The organism is Marinovum sp. E3 (assembly GCF_055755275.1).
This window is the reverse complement of the sequence record NZ_CM146908.1, coordinates 3530768-3549480: the sequence shown is the minus strand read 5'-3', so window position 1 is coordinate 3549480 and position 18713 is coordinate 3530768. Positions and strand designations below refer to the sequence as shown.

General features: G+C 65.3%; 18 protein-coding genes. 7 read left to right on the top strand and 11 right to left on the bottom strand.

Annotated elements, in window-relative coordinates; all coding sequences use genetic code 11:
* Window positions 1-4 precede the first annotated feature (4 nt).
* From AC0J5K_RS17320 to AC0J5K_RS17310, 3 genes are read right to left on the bottom strand one after another with little or no spacing between them, the layout of a single operon-like run.
* Complete coding sequence (locus AC0J5K_RS17320; protein ID WP_074836527.1) at window positions 5-613, bottom strand: MotE family protein; 609 nt, start codon at window positions 611-613, stop codon at window positions 5-7.
* Window positions 614-991: a hypothetical protein gene (locus tag AC0J5K_RS17315; RefSeq protein WP_074836610.1), complete on the bottom strand. Its 378-nt coding sequence runs from the start codon at window positions 989-991 to the stop codon at window positions 614-616.
* 13 nt (window positions 992-1004) lie between these two features.
* Entirely contained in the window at window positions 1005-1499 is a 495-nt protein-coding gene (locus tag AC0J5K_RS17310; protein WP_274561972.1) for a flagellar basal body-associated FliL family protein, read from the bottom strand.
* 121 nt (window positions 1500-1620) lie between these two features.
* Between AC0J5K_RS17310 and fliF the strand changes: the two genes are divergently transcribed.
* The 4 genes from fliF to fliP are packed head-to-tail and all read left to right on the top strand — an operon-like array spanning window position 1621 to window position 4880.
* Window positions 1621-3252 (top strand): flagellar basal-body MS-ring/collar protein FliF, encoded by a 1632-nt coding sequence (gene fliF, locus AC0J5K_RS17305; protein ID WP_274561970.1) that lies wholly within the window; start codon window positions 1621-1623, stop codon window positions 3250-3252.
* Window positions 3252-3866: a FliH/SctL family protein gene (locus AC0J5K_RS17300; protein ID WP_274561968.1), complete on the top strand. Its 615-nt coding sequence runs from the start codon at window positions 3252-3254 to the stop codon at window positions 3864-3866. The genes fliF and AC0J5K_RS17300 overlap by 1 nt, the downstream gene beginning before the upstream one ends.
* Window positions 3844-4134 carry a FliM/FliN family flagellar motor switch protein gene (locus AC0J5K_RS17295; protein WP_274561966.1) on the top strand — a complete coding sequence of 97 codons (291 nt, stop codon included), beginning with the start codon at window positions 3844-3846 and terminating at the stop codon, window positions 4132-4134. The genes AC0J5K_RS17300 and AC0J5K_RS17295 overlap by 23 nt, the downstream gene beginning before the upstream one ends.
* Window positions 4134-4880, top strand: a complete 747-nt coding sequence (gene fliP / locus AC0J5K_RS17290; protein WP_274561965.1) for a flagellar type III secretion system pore protein FliP — start codon at window positions 4134-4136, stop codon at window positions 4878-4880. The genes AC0J5K_RS17295 and fliP overlap by 1 nt, the downstream gene beginning before the upstream one ends.
* 158 nt (window positions 4881-5038) lie before the next feature.
* On the opposite strand, the gene AC0J5K_RS17285 is transcribed toward fliP, so the two are convergent.
* The 5 genes from AC0J5K_RS17285 to AC0J5K_RS17265 all read right to left on the bottom strand — a co-directional run bounded on the left by AC0J5K_RS17285 (window position 5039) and on the right by AC0J5K_RS17265 (window position 10872).
* The gene (locus AC0J5K_RS17285; protein WP_074836523.1) at window positions 5039-6142 is read right to left on the bottom strand and encodes a flagellar basal body P-ring protein FlgI; all 1104 of its coding nucleotides are present in this window, start codon (window positions 6140-6142) and stop codon (window positions 5039-5041) included.
* Window positions 6143-6147: 5 nt separating this feature from the next.
* Window positions 6148-7155, bottom strand: a complete 1008-nt coding sequence (locus AC0J5K_RS17280; RefSeq protein WP_274561962.1) for a flagellin — start codon at window positions 7153-7155, stop codon at window positions 6148-6150.
* Window positions 7155-8612 carry a flagellar hook-associated protein FlgK gene (gene flgK / locus AC0J5K_RS17275; protein ID WP_274561960.1) on the bottom strand — a complete coding sequence of 486 codons (1458 nt, stop codon included), beginning with the start codon at window positions 8610-8612 and terminating at the stop codon, window positions 7155-7157. The genes AC0J5K_RS17280 and flgK overlap by 1 nt, the downstream gene beginning before the upstream one ends.
* Window positions 8613-8640: 28 nt before the next feature.
* Window positions 8641-9939, bottom strand: a complete 1299-nt coding sequence (locus tag AC0J5K_RS17270) for a flagellar hook protein FlgE (protein WP_170850535.1) — start codon at window positions 9937-9939, stop codon at window positions 8641-8643.
* Window positions 9940-10020: 81 nt separating this feature from the next.
* On the bottom strand, window positions 10021-10872 hold the full coding sequence (locus tag AC0J5K_RS17265; RefSeq protein ID WP_274561958.1) for a flagellar motor protein MotB: 852 nt from the start codon (window positions 10870-10872) through the stop codon (window positions 10021-10023).
* Window positions 10873-11079: 207 nt separating this feature from the next.
* Between AC0J5K_RS17265 and AC0J5K_RS17260 the strand changes: the two genes are divergently transcribed.
* Together AC0J5K_RS17260 and AC0J5K_RS17255 are read left to right on the top strand one after the other, a co-directional pair.
* Complete coding sequence (locus AC0J5K_RS17260; RefSeq protein WP_074836519.1) at window positions 11080-13200, top strand: YjbH domain-containing protein; 2121 nt, start codon at window positions 11080-11082, stop codon at window positions 13198-13200.
* A 2-nt stretch (window positions 13201-13202) separates the two neighbouring features.
* On the top strand, window positions 13203-13898 hold the full coding sequence (locus AC0J5K_RS17255; protein WP_274561957.1) for a YjbF family lipoprotein: 696 nt from the start codon (window positions 13203-13205) through the stop codon (window positions 13896-13898).
* A 27-nt stretch (window positions 13899-13925) separates the two neighbouring features.
* Here AC0J5K_RS17255 and AC0J5K_RS17250 read toward each other — a convergent pair whose 3' ends face one another.
* From AC0J5K_RS17250 to AC0J5K_RS17240, 3 genes are all read right to left on the bottom strand, one after another.
* A complete protein-coding gene (locus tag AC0J5K_RS17250; protein ID WP_048533573.1) occupies window positions 13926-15818 on the bottom strand; it encodes a nucleoside-diphosphate sugar epimerase/dehydratase in 1893 nt (630 codons plus the stop codon).
* 174 nt (window positions 15819-15992) lie between these two features.
* On the bottom strand, window positions 15993-16625 hold the full coding sequence (locus AC0J5K_RS17245; protein WP_274561956.1) for a sugar transferase: 633 nt from the start codon (window positions 16623-16625) through the stop codon (window positions 15993-15995).
* On the bottom strand, window positions 16622-17467 hold the full coding sequence (locus AC0J5K_RS17240; RefSeq protein ID WP_048533571.1) for an NAD-dependent epimerase/dehydratase family protein: 846 nt from the start codon (window positions 17465-17467) through the stop codon (window positions 16622-16624). Before AC0J5K_RS17240 ends, AC0J5K_RS17245 begins: the two co-directional genes overlap by 4 nt.
* Before the next feature lie 103 nt (window positions 17468-17570).
* Here AC0J5K_RS17240 and AC0J5K_RS17235 point away from each other — a divergent pair, with 103 nt between their 5' ends.
* Window positions 17571-18704 carry a polysaccharide biosynthesis/export family protein gene (locus AC0J5K_RS17235; RefSeq protein ID WP_274561951.1) on the top strand — a complete coding sequence of 378 codons (1134 nt, stop codon included), beginning with the start codon at window positions 17571-17573 and terminating at the stop codon, window positions 18702-18704.
* Window positions 18705-18713: the final 9 nt, after the last annotated feature.

Below are 18713 nucleotides of genomic sequence, written 5' to 3'. Positions count from 1 at the left end.
TCGCTCATTCCCGGGGCACCTCGGCATTTCGTCCGGCCAGCACGACGCTGACCAGATAGGCCGTCTCGGGCGACAGCCCGGTCATGATCCCGGCCGCGGCCTCGGGGCGCATGCGGCCGAGAAAACCGGCGGCGAAATCCGGGTCCATCGTCTCGAACAGCGCGGCGGCATCCTTGGGCTTCATGTTCTCATAGACCGAGGTGAGGCGCGTCAGGTCGGATTCGGCGGCCTCGTCGGCCAGGGCGATCGTCGCGCGCAGCGCCGCTTCCGAGGCCCTGAGTTCGGCCAGCTTTTCCTGGATCCGCGCATCCGCGACCTGAAGCGCGCGCATCCGCATGGTCATCCGCTCCTCGCGCATGCGCAGCCGGTCCTCGCGTGTCTCCATCGCCTCGAGCAGCGGCACCAGATCGGGATCGCTGACACATTGCTGCGGCGCGGCCAGGGGCGCCGGCATCGGCAGGCTCTCGGCCAGCTCCTCCGGGCTGGCCTCGCGGGCAATGGCCTCGGTCGCCTGAAGCCCGACCCGCAGGAGCGCGGAGCCCAGAAGCAACACGGCGATGATCGCCAGGGTGCCGCGGCCGGGGCGATGGCCGCGCTTGCGGTCCTGTGTCATCTACTGCGCCCTCCCGGCATCGCGCGAGTGGCGCGAAAAGACCGGCGCTGGCGGCGCGTCCTCGGCCTCCTGGCACGGGGCCGGTGGCGGTTGATCGGGAATGTCGTGCATCGAGGCCACCAGCAATTCGAGCTTGCGCGAGACGGTTTCCGCCCGGCCGGTCAGATCTTCGAGCGAACGGCTGGAGCCCTGGGCGGCCGATTGCGCCGCCTGCAACGTCCGGGTCAGGTCATCGACCTGCGCCGAAAGCACGGCCACGGCGCCGCCGACCCCGGTCTCCAGATCGTTGAACCGGCTCAGCCGCCGCGCCAGCACATAGCAATAGACCCCGGCGCCCAGCGCCCCGGCAACCAGAAGTACATCGGCAATCATTTCCACCATGTCGCCCCCGTCAATTGACCACAAATTCCATCACCAGCAGGTTGCTCACCCGCTCGTCGCCCAGCACCAGCTGCGCCCGCCGCAACAGATGCGAACGAAACCGCAATAGCGCCGTCGGCTCTTCGAGATCGGCCACCTCGACCGCACGCAGATAGCTGTTGAACACGTCCACCACCCGCGGCAGCAAAAGCTCGACATCGGATTGCGCGGCGCTCGGTACCTCGAGCTGGGCGGTAAACCGCAGGTGCCTGGTCCCGCCCCCCGGCAGGGAAATCACCATCGGTTCGAGCGGCACAAAGGCGACATCCGGCAGCAGCGCGGCCGCCTTTGGTTTGGTCTCGGCCGCCTCGGCATGGGCCGCGTCGGATGGCGCGGCGAGAATCATCCCGGATTGGACCGCAAAGAACCCGCCGCCGCCGCCGGCCAATGCCAGAACCACGCCAAGGATCAACGGCAGCTTGGATTTCTTCCTGACCGGCTGTTCTTCGATTTCCGCGTCCGACATGGGCCACCTCAATACTCGGTTTCCCGATCTATAACCTCAGAGGAACTAACCGATTGTTAAGGCTGATCGGCGAAACCGGAGGGGCAATGTCGTGCAGAAGGCCGACCCGACGGAGGATTCAGTGGATCAATTCGCCAAGACCTGGGCAGCGCTGAACATGCAAAGAAAGATCGCCGCTCTGGCGGCCGGTCTGGGCATGTTCGCGGCTGTGTTCTTCATGAGCCGCATGGCCGCCACGCCGAATATGGCGCTGCTGTATGCCGGCCTCGAAAACGGTGCGGCGGGCGAGGTGGTGCGCGCGCTCGAACAGCGTGGGCTGGAGTATGAAATTCGCGGCGGATCGATATTCGTGCCGTCCAATCAACGCGATGAGCTGCGGCTGACCCTGGCCAGCGAGGGCCTCCCCGCCAACAGCACCAAGGGCTACGAACTGCTCGACCAGCTCAGCGGTTTCGGCACCACCTCGCAGATGTTCGATGCCGCCTATTGGCGCGCCAAGGAGGGCGAGCTGGCGCGCACCATCCTGTCGAGTCCCGGGGTCTCGGCCGCGCGGGTGCATATCGCCAATGGCGCCACCAACCCGTTCCGCCGGGAGGGCGAAAGCTCGGCTTCGGTCTTTCTCACCACCGCCGGCGGCGCCCTGTCACCGCAACAGGCCAAATCCCTGAAATATCTGGTGTCATCCGCCGTGCCGGGGCTCGCTCCGGAAAGGGTGTCGGTGATCGACAGCACCGGCGGCCTGATCGCGGCCAGCGAGGAGGACGCGCCGGCCTCGGTTGGCGACGAACGCTCGGCCACGCTGCGCGACGCGGTCACCCGGCTGGTCGAGGCGCGGGTGGGGGTCGGAAATGCGGTGGTCGAGGTCAGCGTCGACACGGTGACCGACAGCGAATCGATCCGCGAGCGCCGGATCGATCCCGGCAGCCGTGTCGCCATCAGCACCGACACCGAGGAACGGTCGAACACCGCGCAAGAGGCCGGCGGCGGCGATGTCACCGTGGCCTCCAACCTGCCCGCCGGCGAGGGCGGCGGCAGCGGCGAATCGCAATCCCAGGGCAATGAGACGCGCGAGCGGGTGAACTACGAGGTGTCGCAGACCGAACGCGAGGTGATCCGCGCGCCCGGCGCGATCAAGCGGCTGACGGTGGCAGTCCTGGTCAATGGCACCCGCACGCCGGATGGCAGCGGCGCCGAGACATTCACCCCCCTTCCCGAGCGGGAAATCGAGGCGCTGCAAGAGCTTGTGGCCTCGGCCGTTGGCTTTGACGCGGCCCGCGGCGACGCGATCACCATCCGCTCGATGGCCTTCGAGCCGGTCTCGGAAATCGGCACCGCGGCCGCCCCCGGCCTGTTGGCGCAGTTGCCGTTCGATCTCGGCACGCTGGTGCAGATGGCAGTGCTCGGCGTCGTGGCGCTGATCCTCGGGCTCTTCGTGCTGCGGCCGATCTTCCGCAATCCTCCACCGCCCGACAGGCTGGCCCTGCCGCCGCGCGACGGAGCCGCCCCGGCCCACGCCGCGCCGGCCACGCCCGAGGCCGCCACGCCGCTCGACGGCGAGATCGACGATGGCCAGGGCGGCTTCATCTCGCTGACGCCGACGCGGGCCGCGCCCGAGGCGCCGGCACCCGGCACCGAACCGGCCCCGCCGCCGGCCGACCCCGTCGAACGCCTGCGGGGCCTGATCGGCGAACGCCAGGAAGAAACCGTCGAGATCCTCCGCGGCTGGCTTGACGACACCGGGGAGAAAGCCTGATGTCCCTCCTGCATCTGCTGGAAGATTTCGGCGGCACCCGGGGCGCGGCCGGCCGCCATCCCGCCCCGAACGACGAAGAGATCGAGACCCGCCGGCTTGCCGCCTTCGAAGAGGGCTACCAGGCCGGCTGGGACGATGCGCTGCATGCCCATACCCAGGACAGGATGCGCGTCACCTCCGATCTGGCGCAGAACCTGCTGGACATGTCCTTCACCTACAATGAGGCCTACACCCACCTTTTCCGCGAATTGCGGCCGCTCCTGGTCGAGATCGTCGACAAGCTGCTGCCGCGAATGCTGCGCCATTCGATCGGGCCGCGCATCGTCGAGGAACTTCAGGCCGCCGCGACCGACACGCTGCGCGGCGAGGCGCATATCCTCGTCCATCCCGATGTGGCCGAAACGGTCGCGGCGCTGGTGGCACAGGATGGCGCCTTTCCGGTGTTGATCCGGGGCGATGCCGCGCTGGCCGAGGGGCAGGCGCAGCTTTCGCTGCCAGACCGCGAGATCGAAATCAATCTCGACCAGATGATCGCCGAGATTTCCTCGGCGCTCGAGGCATTCACCCACGATCTTCAGAAGGAAGACCCGGATGACCGAAAACACGCCGTTTGACGCGGGCCAGAGCCCGTTTACCAGCGTTCCGATCGAAATCACCATTTGCGTTGGCAAGGCCCGGCCGACGGTGCGCGATCTGCTTCGGCTCGGCCCCGACTCGGTTCTGACGCTCGACAAGCGGATCGATGACCCGGTCGAGCTTTACGTCGGCACCCGGCTGATCGCCCGGGGGGAGCTTGTCGAAGCCGGCGATGACGCCCCCGGCCAGCTGGCCGTGCGGCTCACCGAGGTCGTCGATCTCCGGGACAATCTGGATCAGGGCTGATGGCTGCCGGCAGAACCGCCGTATGCGGCATCCTGCTTGCCGCCGGGCTTGCCCTGGCGGGCGGCGGCGCCGAGGCGCAGGAATTCTCGCTCGATCTTGGCGAAGGCGAGTCGCTCACGCTGCGCTCGGTCCAGTTGATCCTGGTGATCACCGTGCTCAGCCTGGCCCCGGGCATTGCCATCACCGTCACCTGTTTTCCCTTCATTGTCACGGTGTTGTCGATCCTGCGGCAGGCGCTTGGGCTGCAACAGGCGCCGCCGAACATGCTGATCGTCACCCTGGCGCTGTTTCTGACCTATTACGTGATGGACCCGGTGTTTACCGCCGCCTGGCAGGACGGCATCCAGCCGATGCTGGAAAACGCCATTTCGATCGAGGAAGGCTTCGCCCGCACGCTCGCGCCGTTTCGTGGCTTCATGGCCGCACGGCTCGACCCCGAGACTTTTGACGCCATGGCCGCGCTGCGCGCCGATGTGGCGGCGGATCAGGTCTCGCCCGAAGCTCCGCTCAGCGTGCTGGTGCCGAGCTTTCTGCTCTCGGAGGTCTCGCGCGCCTTTCAGATCGGATTCCTGATCTTTCTGCCCTTCCTGATCATCGATCTGGTAGTCGCCGCAATCCTGATGTCGATGGGCATGATGATGGTGCCCCCCGCTATCGTTTCACTGCCGTTCAAGCTGGCCTTTTTCGTGGTCGCCGACGGCTGGGCACTGGTTACCAGCAGTCTCGTCCGGGGCTATCTGGGATAGCGCCCCATGGCCCGACCCTGGTCGAACCTGGCCAAACCTCGGAGCCATACTCGCCTGCCCGGCCACCTGTCCCTGCGCCGGGCGTGGCAACGCGCGCCGGCCTGCCGGCCGCGGCGCGAGGGCCGCAGGCGGTCCGAATTACTGCCGCGGGGCCGCGCTCAGCGCACGATGAATTCCGCATGCAGCGCGCCGGCCGCCTTGATCGCCTTGAGGATATCGATCATGTCCCGCGGCGCGACGCCCAGCGCATTGAGCCCGGCCACGACCTCGGACAGCGAGGTTCCGTCAGGCACCTCGGCCAGGTTGATCCCCGCTTCCTCTTCGATCGCAGCGCGCGTGCGCGGCACGACAACCGTATCGCCGTCGGAAAAGGGGTTCGGCTGCACCGCGACCGGCGCTTCTTCGATCCGCAGGGTCAGATTGCCCTGAGACACCGCGACCCGGGAAATGCGCACATCCTCGCCCATGACAATCGTGCCCGAGCGCTGATCGACGACCACCCGCGCCTTGCGCTCGGGTTCGACAAGAATGTTCTCGATGCGCCCGAGGGCATGCGCCGGCGAGGCCATGCGGGTCGCGATGATATCGAGCCGAACGGTGCCGGAATCGAGCATCACCGCCACCTGGCGGCCAAAGGCCCGATTGATCGCCGTCTCGATCCGGCCGGCGGTGGTGAAATCCGGCTCCCGCAGGGCCAGCCGCAGGACATCGAGTGACGACAGGTCGAAATCCACCTCACGTTCGATCCGGGCGCCGGCCGGGATGACGCCGGCGGTGGGCACGCCGAATGTCACCTGGGCGGCATCACCCTCCGCCTTGGCGCCACCGGAGATCACCGTGCCCTGGGCCACGGCATAGATCTCGCCGTCGGCGGCATTGAGCGGCGTCATGATCAGCGTCCCGCCCAACAGGCTCTTGGCATCGCCGATGGCAGAGACGGTGACATCGATCATGCTGCCCGAACGGGCAAAGGGCGGCAGGGTCGCCGTGACAAAGACGGCGGCGACGTTCTTGGGGCGGAATTGCTCGCCGGTCACATTGACGCCGAGCCGTTCGAGAATATTGCTCATGATCTCTTCTGTGAACGGCGCATTCCGCAGCCCGTCGCCAGAGCCGTCTAGGCCCACCACAAGGCCATAGCCCACCAGATCGTTGCCACGGACGCCGTCGAATTCCACCAGATCCTTGATCCGGATCGGATTGGCGCCGGCGACGGCCGGGGCGATCAGGGCGACAAGAAGCAGAAGCCAGGTTCGCAGCATCGGGCTCATCTCATGTAGTCCAGCAGGCTCATGCGCGCGGCGCGCACGGTGACGGCGTAAAGCGTTTCGATCTGGCTCTGCACCGCTTCGAACCGCGTCGCCGTTTCGTATGGGTCGACCGAGAGCAGCGTATTGCGCGCCAGTTCCAGCGTCAGCCCGGCCGCCTCGTTGCGCGCCCTGCCGTCCTCGATGCGGGACTGGACGACGCCCAGCCCAGCTATCACGTCGAGCACCCCGGGCCGCGCCGCGATCAGCTGCGCACCGGCGCTCTCGATCATCTGCACCTGAACATCCTCGGCAAAGCCCAGACTTTCATCGGCGGCAAGCGCAGACATGGCGGTGGCTTTCAGCGTGTCGCGAAACACCGGATCGTCGGCCCGGATCGACAGGCCGAGGCGCAGATCTTCGGAGAGTTGCAGCGGCGTGCCATCGCGCGTCGCACCGAGGTAGCCGCTTGTTTCAAAGCCGCCGCCGCTGCCAAACCAGCTGTCGAACGCGGCCTCGACGCCGGCAAACGTGCTCGTGCCGGCAAGCACGCCGCGCAGCGCGGCAAGCATCTCCTCCGGCGCGGCGAGCGCGGCACTGTCGTAAGCGGCCCCGGAAAACAGCGAGCGCCCGGCGCTTCGGCTGTTGAGCTGGCCGACGAGGGCACCAAAGGCCTGTTCGGCATCAGCGGACGCGATGCGCAGATCGAGAGGGGATCCAGCCTGTGCCGCGAGCATCAGCCCGGCGGAAAGATCGGCGGAATGATCCCGCACGGCGCCCAGCGCGGCCTGCATCGTGGCGGTCATCGTGTCACTCTCGGCGATCGCGGATCTGTAGCTCTCGAGCATCGAGAGGCTGCGCTCGATATCGCTCAGATGGGCATAATCGCCGCGCAGATGGTTGCGGGTGCCCGCCACCCGGCCGGTGGTCAGCTCGGTTTGCAGCCGCATCGATTCCGATTGCAGCCCGGCCTGACGATGACGCAAGACAAAGCCCCGCGACAGGTCGCCAATCGGTGTCAGTGTCATCAGGTCGCCCCCAGCAATACTTCGATCATCTCATCCACCGTCCTCAGCACCTGGGCATTGGCGGCATAGGCCTTTTCGATCTGCATGAGCTTTTGCAGCTCGGTGTCGGTATCGACGCCGCTCCTCAGCTTCTGCTCGGTCAGTTCGGTGCTGCGGGCGGCGGCATAGCTCAGCCGGTCCTCATTGCCGGTCAGTTCCGCGGCCACCCCGGACAGAAGCGTCGCGGTCAACGACGCCGCCGTGCCGGACAGGCCGATCTGGCTGCCGGAGGCGACGGTTCTGGCCTCGGTCAGACGATCGATCATCGACAGCAAAACCGTGCCATCACCGGAATTTCCCGGCGCCGCCGCCTGAAGCCCGTCGCGCAGGCGCCAGCTTGCGCCGCCGGCCTCCGGGTCGACTTGAGGATTGAGCGCGATGCGGCGGGCAAGGCCGGTTTCATTCACCGGATCAAAGGCCTGGCCGGCATCGGTGAACAGCCCGGCCTCGCCGGCGCCGAGCGTCGGATCAAGCCCGCTGTCCTGGAACCTGTCGACCAGGTTGCGGGCGAGTGCATCGATCTCGGTCTGATATCCGGGCAGGGTCTCGTCGCGCAGGTCGAAGAGCGCCGCAAGGCTGCCGCCCCCGATCCGGCTGGCCGCGCCCGAGGCCGGGATGTCAAATCCGTCGACGCTGAGGCCGGACAGGCCGCCGTTCGCCAAGGTTCTGAATTCGGTGACCGCATTGGTTGCGGAAAAGTCGATCCCCGCCGCCACGCCGTCGAGCAGCACGGTGCCGGTGGTGGACACAAGCGCCACGGCGCCATTGTCGCGCGGGAAGACCCGCAGCGGCACGATTTCAGAGATCTTGTCGATGCCATCCTGGCGCAGATCGTGCAGCGACTGGCTGGGCGCGCCGCTGGCTTCGGCGCTGATGATCCGGCTGTTGAGGTCGGCCAGCCTGGCGAGATGCGCGTTGAGGTCCGTGACGGTCTGGCCGATCCTGCCGTCGATCTCGGTGCGCAGCGCCTGAAGCTCCGACGATGTGGCCCGCAGCGCGCCAGCCACCGCGCCGGCCGACGAGACCGCGGCATCGAGCCGGATGGAGAGATCGGGCCGCGCCGCCGCCGAGACCAGCGCGGCCTCGAACCGGGTCATCAGATCCGCGAGCGAGCCGGGGGTTTCCGGCGTGCCAAAGACCTGCTCCACCCGGGCGAGATAGCCGTTGCCGGTGCTCAGTTCCGCCGTGCTGGCCCGGGCCCGGCGCCATTCGCCCATCAGCGTCGGATCGACCGACCGGGTGACCCCGACCACCCCGACCCCGCCAGCGGCGCCGCGGGCGCGCACCGAGATTTCGAGATCGCGCGTGGCATAGGCCGCGTTGGTGGCATTGGCCAGGTTGGACGAGACAATCTCGGCCGCCAGCGACGACACACGCAAACCCGACAGGGCGTTGGACAGGGATCCAGAGAAGGACATGGCTCACCTCGGTTCCGGCGACAGCGCCTTAGCGTTTGATATTGGTGGTTTCCTGAAGCATCTCATCCACCGTCTGAATGACCTTGGCATTCGACGAATAGGCCCGCTGGGTCTGGATCATCGAAGTCAGCTCGGTCGCCACATCGGTGGTGGATTCCTCCCGCGAAAACGACTTGATGTCGCCGGTCGGGCCTTCACCGGAATCCCAGAGAAAGAACGAGCCGCTTTCCGGCGAGACGCGATAGGTCTGCTGGTCGAGCGCCTGCAAGCCATTGGGGTTGGGCATGTCGACCAGCGGGATCTGATAGAGCAGCTGGGTCACGCCACTGTCGAACAAGGCATGGACATAGCCGTTCTCATCGACTTCGACCGAGTTCATGTTGCCCACCGGCGAGCCGTCCTTGGTGATCGAGATCGGCGCGAAACTGTCGGAGAGCTGCGACAGGCCGCGGGTGTCGCCAACGGCGCCGATGTTGATGTCGATCGGGCCACCCGCGACCGTTACCGGGATCACCCCGGTCACCGGATCATAGGCGCCGCCGGAAATATCGACGACCGAGGCGATGGTGCCGCCGGTCTGGCGGCTGTTGTCAAAGGTGATGGTATATTCACCGACAACCGCGCCGGCCTGGGCGGAATCCGACATCACCACTGTCCATTCGTTCGACGCGCCGCTGGCCGGCACCGTCGGGGTGAAGGTGATGTTGATGCTCTGCGACGTGCCGAGGTTGTCGTAATATTCGACCGAGAGACTGTAGGGATCGCCATTGGCACCGGTCAGCGTGGCAGTGGCCGGCAGGTTGAGATTCATGTCGACCTGGGTTGTCGGGTCGCCGGTCAGGTTCTGGGAAAACTGGATCGGCTCGAGCCCGTCAGCGGTATCGCGCGAAAACGAGGGGATGGTGCCGTCGACGCTGGCCGGCCAGCCCATCACCACCAGGCCGGAGGGCGTGCTGAGATAACCGTCCTCGTCCAGCCGGAACGAACCTGTGGTGGTGAGCAGCATCTCGGCGTCGGGGCCATTGGTGCGCACGTCGCTGCCGGTGGCCACCGGCAGCATGCCCCGCCCCCGCACGGCAAGATCGGTCGGGTTCGACGTGGTGATCAGCGAGCCGCTCTGATCGATCAGCCGCTGCGTGCTGGTCCGCACGCCGCCGGCGGTATATGAGCGCGAGGATTGCGTCAGCACCAGCGAATGAAACTCGGTATCGACCCGTTTGTACCCATAGGTCGAGGAGTTGGCGATATTGTCGGATATGCCGGCAAGTCGCGTGGCATTCGCGGCCAACCCCGCCACACCGGCATTGAGGGAAGAAGAGATCGTCATGGACACGCCTTTCTGCTGCATCGATTGCTTGACGCAACAGATAGACGCCTCCGGCTTAACAGCGCGCTAACAGCTAAAATCCTACGGGCTTTGCTGCCTGAGAAAGATCACCTCGAGCCGGCTGTTGCGCAGTGCCAGCGGATTGTCATCGACGCGGTCGCGGTCGGCGTGGCCGGTCACCCGCGCCACATCTCCGGGCGGAAGCCCTTCGAATTCCAGCATGTTGCGAAACAACTGCGCGCGCTGGACCGAGCGGTCCCAGGCCAGGTTCCGGCGCAGCACGATGGGGCTGGTCGGCACATGGCCCTCGATCGCCAGCGGGTTGTCCACCGTCCTTGCCGCCTCGGCCAGGGCATCGGCCAGCACCGCCAGAACCTCGGTCGGATTGCCAAACGCGTCGAACAAGCGGCTGTCAGGCAGCTCGAAAAGCTCGAGCACCAGGCCCTCGTCGGTGGTCTTCATCACGACGTGCCTGAGCGCGTTTTCGGCCACCATGCTTTCGCCGCCCCTTCCGTAAAGCGCCTCCTTGATGGTGTTGACCTGCGCTTCGAAAGCCGTGTCGCCGGCGTTCTCGCCAGAGGGATCGATGCCGGTGTCGCCGCGCGCCTTGTCGCCATTCGTCGGATGTTTGTTCGAGGCGCCGGTGCCGTTCTGTGGCAGGGTCTCTTCCGAGAACACGCTGTCGCCGCCAAAGGCGCCGCTGCCGCCGCCCGACACCCGGTTGATCGGAATGGTCGGCGCAAAGTAATCCGCCAGCCCCTTGCGTTGTTTTTCCGTTGTCGCGTTCAACAGCCACATCAAAAGGAAAAATGCCATCATCGCGGTCACGAAATCCGCGTAGGCGACCTTCCAGGCACCGCCATGGTGCCCGTCCCCGCCAACAACCTTTTTCCTTTTGATGATGACCGGCGCGACGTTTCCGTCAGCACTCATGGTCTCACCACCCTGTTTCACCCGGGGACAGGAATAGCAGAGCAGGTGTTACCGCTGACTTAACGTCTACAATTCGCGGGGTTTGCCGGCGCCGGGGCGCAAGCGTTCGTATTTTGTCACAACCGCCAGCAATCGCCCCTGCCCTCATGGACTTGCGGGCCATTGCCGCCTATCACGAAGGCAAGACTATTGGGACGGGGCGATTTCATGCCAAATTCGTTGAAAGCCACCCTGCGGGGAAGCGTCGCCGCGACGCTGGCGGGCCTGACGGCGCTTGCCGCACCCACCGCCACCGCCGAGGGCATTCCATCCTACAACCTCTACGGCCTGCCCGGCCTGATCGACATGCCGACCGCGCGGGTCGCGCCCGATGCCACGCTCTCGACGACGATCGGTGGCGGCGGCACACAGGGCCGTGGGACCCTCAGCTTTCAGATCACGCCGCGGCTGTCGGGTTCGTTCCGCTATTCGCGGATCTCGGATTTCTCGGCCGCCGGCTCGGTCGACGGGGTGTTCTATGACCGCAGCTTCGACCTGCGCTACCAGCTTCTCGACGAGGGCGATCTCCTGCCCGGCGTCGTTGTCGGGCTTCAGGATTTCATCGGCACCGGGCTTTACGGCGGCGAATATCTGGTGGCCACCAAGGAAATCATCCCCGGTCTCGATGTGACCGGCGGCGTCGGCTGGGGCCGCCTCGGCTCTCGCAACCCCTTTGCCGAAACCGGCAATCGGCCCGAAGAGCTGCTGGGCGAAGGCGGGCTGCCAACCTATGACCGGTGGTTCCGGGGCGATGTGGCGGGTTTTGCCGGGATGAGCTACGCGCTGACCGAGCGGCTGGCCTTTTCGGCGGAATATTCCTCGGACACCTACGAAAGCGAGCGGACCCGGGGCGAGCATGACGACGATTCGCCGTGGAATTTCGGCGTCGACTACCGTTTTGACAATGGCGCGCAGCTCTCGCTCTACCATCTTTATGGCAATACCATCGGCGCGCAGGTCACCGTCCACACCAATCCCAAGGACGCCGCCGTTCCCGGTGGCGCCGAAAGCGCGCCTGTCCCGGTGTCACCACGTGCGCCCGGGGCCGCCAGCGATTTGGGCTGGGTCACCGCCGACACCTCGGACTATCGCAGCGCGCTCAATACCGCGATGACGAATGACGGCCTCGTGCTCGAGGGGCTCAAGCTCGAGCCGCGCCGCGCCGTGGTCCGCCTGCGCAACCCGCGGTATGGCCAGGTTCCGCAGGCCATCGGACGCACCGCCCGCGCCATGACCCGGGTGTTGCCCGCCTCGATCGAGAGTTTTGTGATCGTGCCGGTCGTCAACGGCATGGCACTGTCCGCGGTAACCCTCCAGCGTTCGGATCTCGAGGCGCTGGAACACCGCGACAACGCCGAAATCCTGGCCCGCACCGCCATTTCTGACGGGTTCGGCCGGGCGCCCTCGGCGTTTGATGACGAATATCCGCGCTTTGGCTGGGCGATCTCGCCTTATACCGAGTTCTCGTTCTTCGACCCCGAGAGCCCGCTGCGCGGCGATTTCGGGGTGCGTGCCAAGGCAAGCTATCGGCCCACCGCCAACCTGGTGCTTTCGGGCTCGGTCACCAAGCGCCTGGCGGGCAACCTCACCGACATCGATCGTCAGGACGACGATGCGCTGCCGCTGGTGCGGACGGAAAAGGCCCGCTACGCCAAGGAAGGCGACCCGGCGATCGAGCAGCTGACGCTGGCGCATTACGGCCGCGTCGCGCCCAACGTCTACAGCCGCGTCACCGCCGGCTATCTCGAAGACATGTATGCCGGGGTCTCCGGCGAGATGCTGTGGAAACCGGTCGACAGCCGTCTCGCCCTGGGCGTCGAGCTGAACTACGTCAAACCGCGCGATTTCGATCAGCTCTTCGGCCTGCGCTCGTCCGAGACCCGCACCGGCACGATCCCCGATTTCAACGGCCATGTCTCGGCCTACTACGATTTCGGCAACGGCTTTCACGGCCAGCTTGACGTCGGCAGCTATCTGGCCGGCGATCTGGGCGCCACCGTCACCCTTGACCGCGAGTTCGTGAACGGCTGGCGCGTCGGCGCCTATGCCACGGTGACGGACACGAAATTCGAAGATTTCGGCGAAGGTTCCTTCGACAAGGGCATCCGCATCACCATTCCGCTGGGTGCGGTGTCGGCACAGCCCTCGACCGAGCGCAGCACCTTCGCGATCCAGTCGCTCACCCGCGACGGGGGCGCACGGCTCAAGGTCGATGGACGGCTCTATGAGCAGGTGCGTGATTATCACCAGCCCGAAATGGCCAAGAGCTGGGGCAAGTTCTGGAGATGAGCGTGACAGAGGTGCAAAAACACTCCCGCCGCCTTGGTCTTGGCACGCTGGTGGCGCTTGGCTGCGCCACCCTTCTGGCGGCCTGTTCCGGCGGCGAAAAGGTGGGCAGCGACACCGGTACCCTGGTGCGCAACACCCTGAGCAGCAAGCTAACCGGACAGCAAAGCGCAGGCCCGACCCGGGTCACCGCGGAACAGGCCAGCCAGGCGGCGGCGCAAGCGACGCAACCGCTGGTACTGATCGATTTTCCGCGCATCGAATCCAACGCGCTGATCGCCAAGATCGGCGCCAACGGCCCGGTCGACACCTATGCCACCGCCTCGCGCCAGACCGTGAGCTTGCAGAACGGTCTGGCCCGCGGCAGCCGCGGCCTTGGTGGCGATCTGATGTCGGTGAGTTTTGGCGCCCTGCCCAGCCTCATCGCCGATCGTCGCGCCGGCACGATCGCGCGCGAGATGCGCTTTCTCAATGGCGAAGATATCACCGTGCGCTACCGCTTTACCTGCGAGGTGCAGGTTGATGGGCCATCGGCCAGCGTCAAAGGCACCACGGCGATGATCGAAACCTGTCGTGAAAACGACACCTGGTTCATCTTCAACAACAAATATCACGTCGATGGCCGGGGCCGGATCGTCCGGTCGGAGCAATGGTTCGGCAATCGGCTCGGCATGGCCAAGCTGCAACAGCTTCGGTTCTGACGGAAAAGTCACACGCCCGGCGCCGGGTCAGCCCGCGCCGAGGCTTCCTTCGGTGGCGGTCTTGTCCCGAACGCTCTTGCCTTCGTGTTCAACCCAGCGGTCGGCAATCAGGCTCGCGGCCTCGGTGTCGTGGGTTTCGACGGCGCGGCGCAGCTCTTGCAGGACATTGGCCATTTCCAGTTCCGACAGGTGGGTTTCCTGGGCGCGCAGGATCTTGGGGTGCGGCGTGGTCAGCATGTCGGTGCCGATCAGCAGCTCTTCGCAGAGTTTCTCGCCGGGGCGCAGCCCGGTGAACAGGATCTCGATATCGCCATCGGGATTGGCGGCATCGCGCACGGTATAGCCGGCGTTCTCGATCAACTTGCGCGCCACCTGCCAGATCGAGATCGGCTTGCCCATGTCGAGCACGAAGACATCTCCACCGCGCGCGAAAGACCCTGCCAGCAACACCAGCCGCACCGCTTCGCTTACCGTCATGAAATATCGTGTCACATCGGTATGGGTCACCGTCACCGGGCCGCCGTTGGCAATCTGATCCTCGAACAACGGGATGACCGAACCGGAGGAGCCCAGCACATTGCCGAAGCGCACCATCGAATACATCGTGCGTCCCGGACGCGTGGCGAGATCCTGCACCAGCATCTCGGCCAGCCGTTTCGACACGCCCAGCACGCTTTTCGGCCGCACCGCCTTGTCGCTGGAGATCAGGATAAAGCGTTCGGCCCCGTGGCGGCGGGCGGCATCGGCCACGACCTTGGTTCCGATCACATTGTTGCGCAAACCCTCGATGGTGTTGAGCTCGAGCAGCGGCAGATGCTTGTAGGCGGCGGCATGCAGCACCACGTCGATCTCGTTCTCTGCAAAGATCCGATCGACAAGGCCCGGCTCGCAGATCGACCCGAGGACCGGCACGATCTCGACATCGTTCTGAAAGGCGTTCAATTTGCGCTGGATCTTGTAGAGCAGCAGCTCGGAATGATCGAGCAAGATCAGCTTGGCGGGCTGGCACATGGCGATCTGCCGGCTCAGCTCGGAGCCGATCGACCCGCCGGCCCCGGTGACCAGCACGCATTTGCCCTCATAGGCATCGCTCACCCCCGGCAATTCCGCCTCGAGATGGTTGCGCCCCAGCAGCTTGGAAAAATCCAGCGGCTTGGTGCTGGTGCGGTTGCCGTGATCCAGCAGCATCTGCGCAAACGACGGCATGATGTGAACTTCGCAGGCCAGATGGCTGAGGCGGCGGGCGATGCGCGCCTTGTCAGCCTCGCTGGCGGCGGGCATGGCCAGGATGATCCGGTCGATCCGCAGCTTTTCGACAAGTGATTCGATCTTGTTCGGGGAATAGACCTTGAAGCCCGAGACGGTCATCCCGTGGGTTCCGGGATTGTCGTCGATAAAACCGTGCAGCTGCAATTCGATGTCGGAATAGAGCGCCGAGGCGAGCTGTTGTCCGGTGCGCCCGGCGCCGTAGATCAGCACCCGCTTCAGCGCCTTGCCGCGCAGATAGGCCCGCACCACCAACTCGCGCAGCAAGAGCCTGAGCCCCGCGGACGCGATCAGCAGGATCATCGACGCGATGACAAAAAGCTGCACCGAGATGTAGGTGCCGATGGCAATGCTGGTGGCGACACCCGAAAGACCTACCGTCACTGCCATGAAACCGGACTGCAAAACGCCCTTGAGCTCATAGGTGATGAGCTTTTTCCGGTGCAATCCGAGGTAAAGGATGACCGCAAGACCGACCGGGAGCATCACCGAAAGATAGGGCAGGCTGGCCCGCAGAACCTGCAACGTGGGCATCCGGCCGATCAGAAGAGAATTGGCGCCGACAAAGGAAAACACGATCAGCGCGAGGTCGATGCTGGCGATGACGAAGCCCTTCTGGCCCCGGCTCATCCGAACCAAAAGACTGTACAGCATCAATCGACCTCCGGAAAAATTCCGTCTTCGTAATTCTTTACCAGCGGGTTCCGCGCCGACCCGTGGTTAGCATAATAACCGTGACAGGATATATCGTTGATTTCGCTGGCGCCACTCTGCCCGCGGATCCCGCCCCAAGGGCGGCCCGACCGGCGGATTCCCGCCAATCGCAGCTCAGGCACCGCGGGACCGGCCCTTGTGCAGGCTGATCCTGCGAAACACCGTCGCGAACATCAGCCGCAGGTCGAAACAGACGCTCTGCCGGCGGGCATAGATCATGTCCAGCCGCGCCTTTTGCGGCACGCAGCGGCGGGAATAGGCAGCGTCGGTTTCGGCCGAGGTGGCGCAATCTTCCAGAATGCGCGCTTCGTGCCGGTGATAGACCAGCGTCGCCAGACCGGTGATACCGGGACGGCAACTCAGCACCTCGGCATAGACCTCGGGAAACCGTTCGACATACATCCGCAGCGGCGGACGCGGGCCGACAAAGCTCAGATCGCCTTTCAGAACGTTGAACAATTGCGGCAGCTCGTCCAGGCGCTTGGCGCGCAGAAACCGGCCGATCGGCGTGATCCGCCGGCTCTTGTCGCCGCCGGACACACCGGAATCGGCGCCGGAAACCGTCATCGTTCGAAACTTGAACAGCCGGAACGGCTCGGTCGGCGATTTCATCCGCTCGGACAGGTACAGCACGGGCCGGCCATCCTGTATCAGGATCGCCAGCGCAACGCCCAGGATCAACGGGCTGAGCACGATCAGCAGGAAAAGCGCGCTGACCAGATCGAGGAGACGTTTCTGCGGGGTCATGGCATTTGTCCGATCCTGCGCCATTCGCCGACGATTTCGGCGGCATCGGTGCTGGGCGGGTCCAGCGTCATCAGCGAGGTCAGCCGCCCGACATCCAGCGCCATCACCGGCAGCGCGCCCCGTGGCGCCGGTCGCCAGTCCAATCCGCAGCCAGTGGCCCGCACCAGCTCTTCCATCGCCACCGGCGCGGTCCCGGCCACGTTCAGGATATCGGGCATGCCGGAGACCGGGAGCCGCACCAGCCCATCGACCACATGCGCCATGGTCGCAAGCTGCAAATAGCTGCGCACCGGGCCGCGCCCGTCGGGAAACCGGATCAACGTCACCGACGGGTTGTCGGCGATCGCCGACAGCAATCCATCCGCCCCGGCCACATTGCCGATGCGCAGGCAGACGGCCTTGGGCTCGGCCCCCAGCAAGGCCTGTTCCATCCGCAATTTCGCGGCGCCATAGGCATTGCGAGGCGCGCATTCCGCGGTCTCGTCGATCGGCGAGAGCGAGGGCGCATAGACCGCCGCCGAAGAGGCATGCAGAACCCGGTCGGCGCCACAGGCGCGGGCGATGCGCTGTGCCTCGCAGGCAAGCGAGATATTGCCGTTCAGCGCCTCTTCGCCCCCAGATACAGCGCCCCACAGTGCAAGAACGGCATTGCACTGTGGCAAATAGTCAACATCGTCGCCCACTTCGAAAACCTGATCGACGCCCGGCACCATTCGCCGGGATATCCAGAAAAACTCCGTGTTTTCAATCGGCTTCACGTCAAGCTGCCGCCGCAGCAGCCGCGCCACGCGCCCGGTCGCGCCGAGGACGAGGACTTTTTTCTTCTGCTTGCAGCCTGACACGTTGGCGAACCGTTGATTTTCTTGAATTCACGGACTGTTTATCACCCTAAAGTGTCGCTAGAAAGCTGACGATAACAAGCATCGATGTTCGGGGGACGTCTACGTGCACAAGGTATTGCGCTTTTTCATTGTTGCATTGCTTCTGGGTGTCGCGGCCTGCGGTCCGCTGCCGCGCGGGGCCGCGCTCGAACGCGAGGTCACCCGCCAGACCAAATCCGAAGGCGCCCCGTTCGATCTTGTGCCCGTCACCCGGCTCAACGCTGCCCTGATCTCGAAATGGCCGGTCACCGGCTGGAGCGGCAGTTTCCACTGGATCGCGGCCAGCCGCGGCCCGCAAAGCCAGGTGCTGCGGCCCGGTGATCAGGTGAACATCCAGATCTGGGACAGCCAGGTCAATTCGCTGATCACCCAGGCCGGTTCGAACATCGCGGTGATGGAAGGGCTGGTTGTCTCGCCCAGCGGCGCGCTCTTTATCCCCTATGTCGGCAACGTGGTGGTCAATGGCCTGACCGCCGATGGCGCCCGCGCCCGCATTCAGGACTCGCTTGTGGCCATCGCCCCTGACGCACAGGTGCAGCTCACCGCCGCGCCCGGCGTGGCCCATGCGGTCAGCGTGGTCGGTGGCGTCGCCAGCCCGGGCAATTATCCGCTGCCCGATCGCAACACCTCGATCCTGAGCATCCTGGCCACCGCCGGCGGCATCAACCCGGCTCTGCGCAATCCGATCATCACGCTCAACCGGGGCGCATCCAATTATTCGATCCCCGCCAAGGACCTGTTCGACAGCCCGTCCAAGAACACCCGGCTGCACGGCAATGACAAGGTGATCGTGCAACAGGACGAACGCGCCTTCAGCGCCCTCGGTGCCTCCGGCTCGGAAGAGCTGATCTATTTCCCCAAGGAATATGTCACCGCGCTTGAAGCCGTCTCGCTCATGGGCGGCATCAACGACCAGCGGGCAAACCCCAAGGGCGTGCTGATCCTGCGGGAATATGCCGCGCGGCACATCGTGCTCGAGCCGGCCAATGGCCCGAAACGCCAGCACGTGATCTTTTCGCTCGATCTGACGACGGCCGACGGGTTGTTTGCGGCGCGAAATTTCCTGATAAACCCTAACGATACCGTGTTGGCCACTGAATCGCCTGTCGTTGCGGTGCGCACCGTGCTCTCGCTCTTCGGTGCCGCGCTCGGAACGGCGTCGGATGTGACCACGACCACTCAGACTCTGTCAAACTGAACCTCAAGC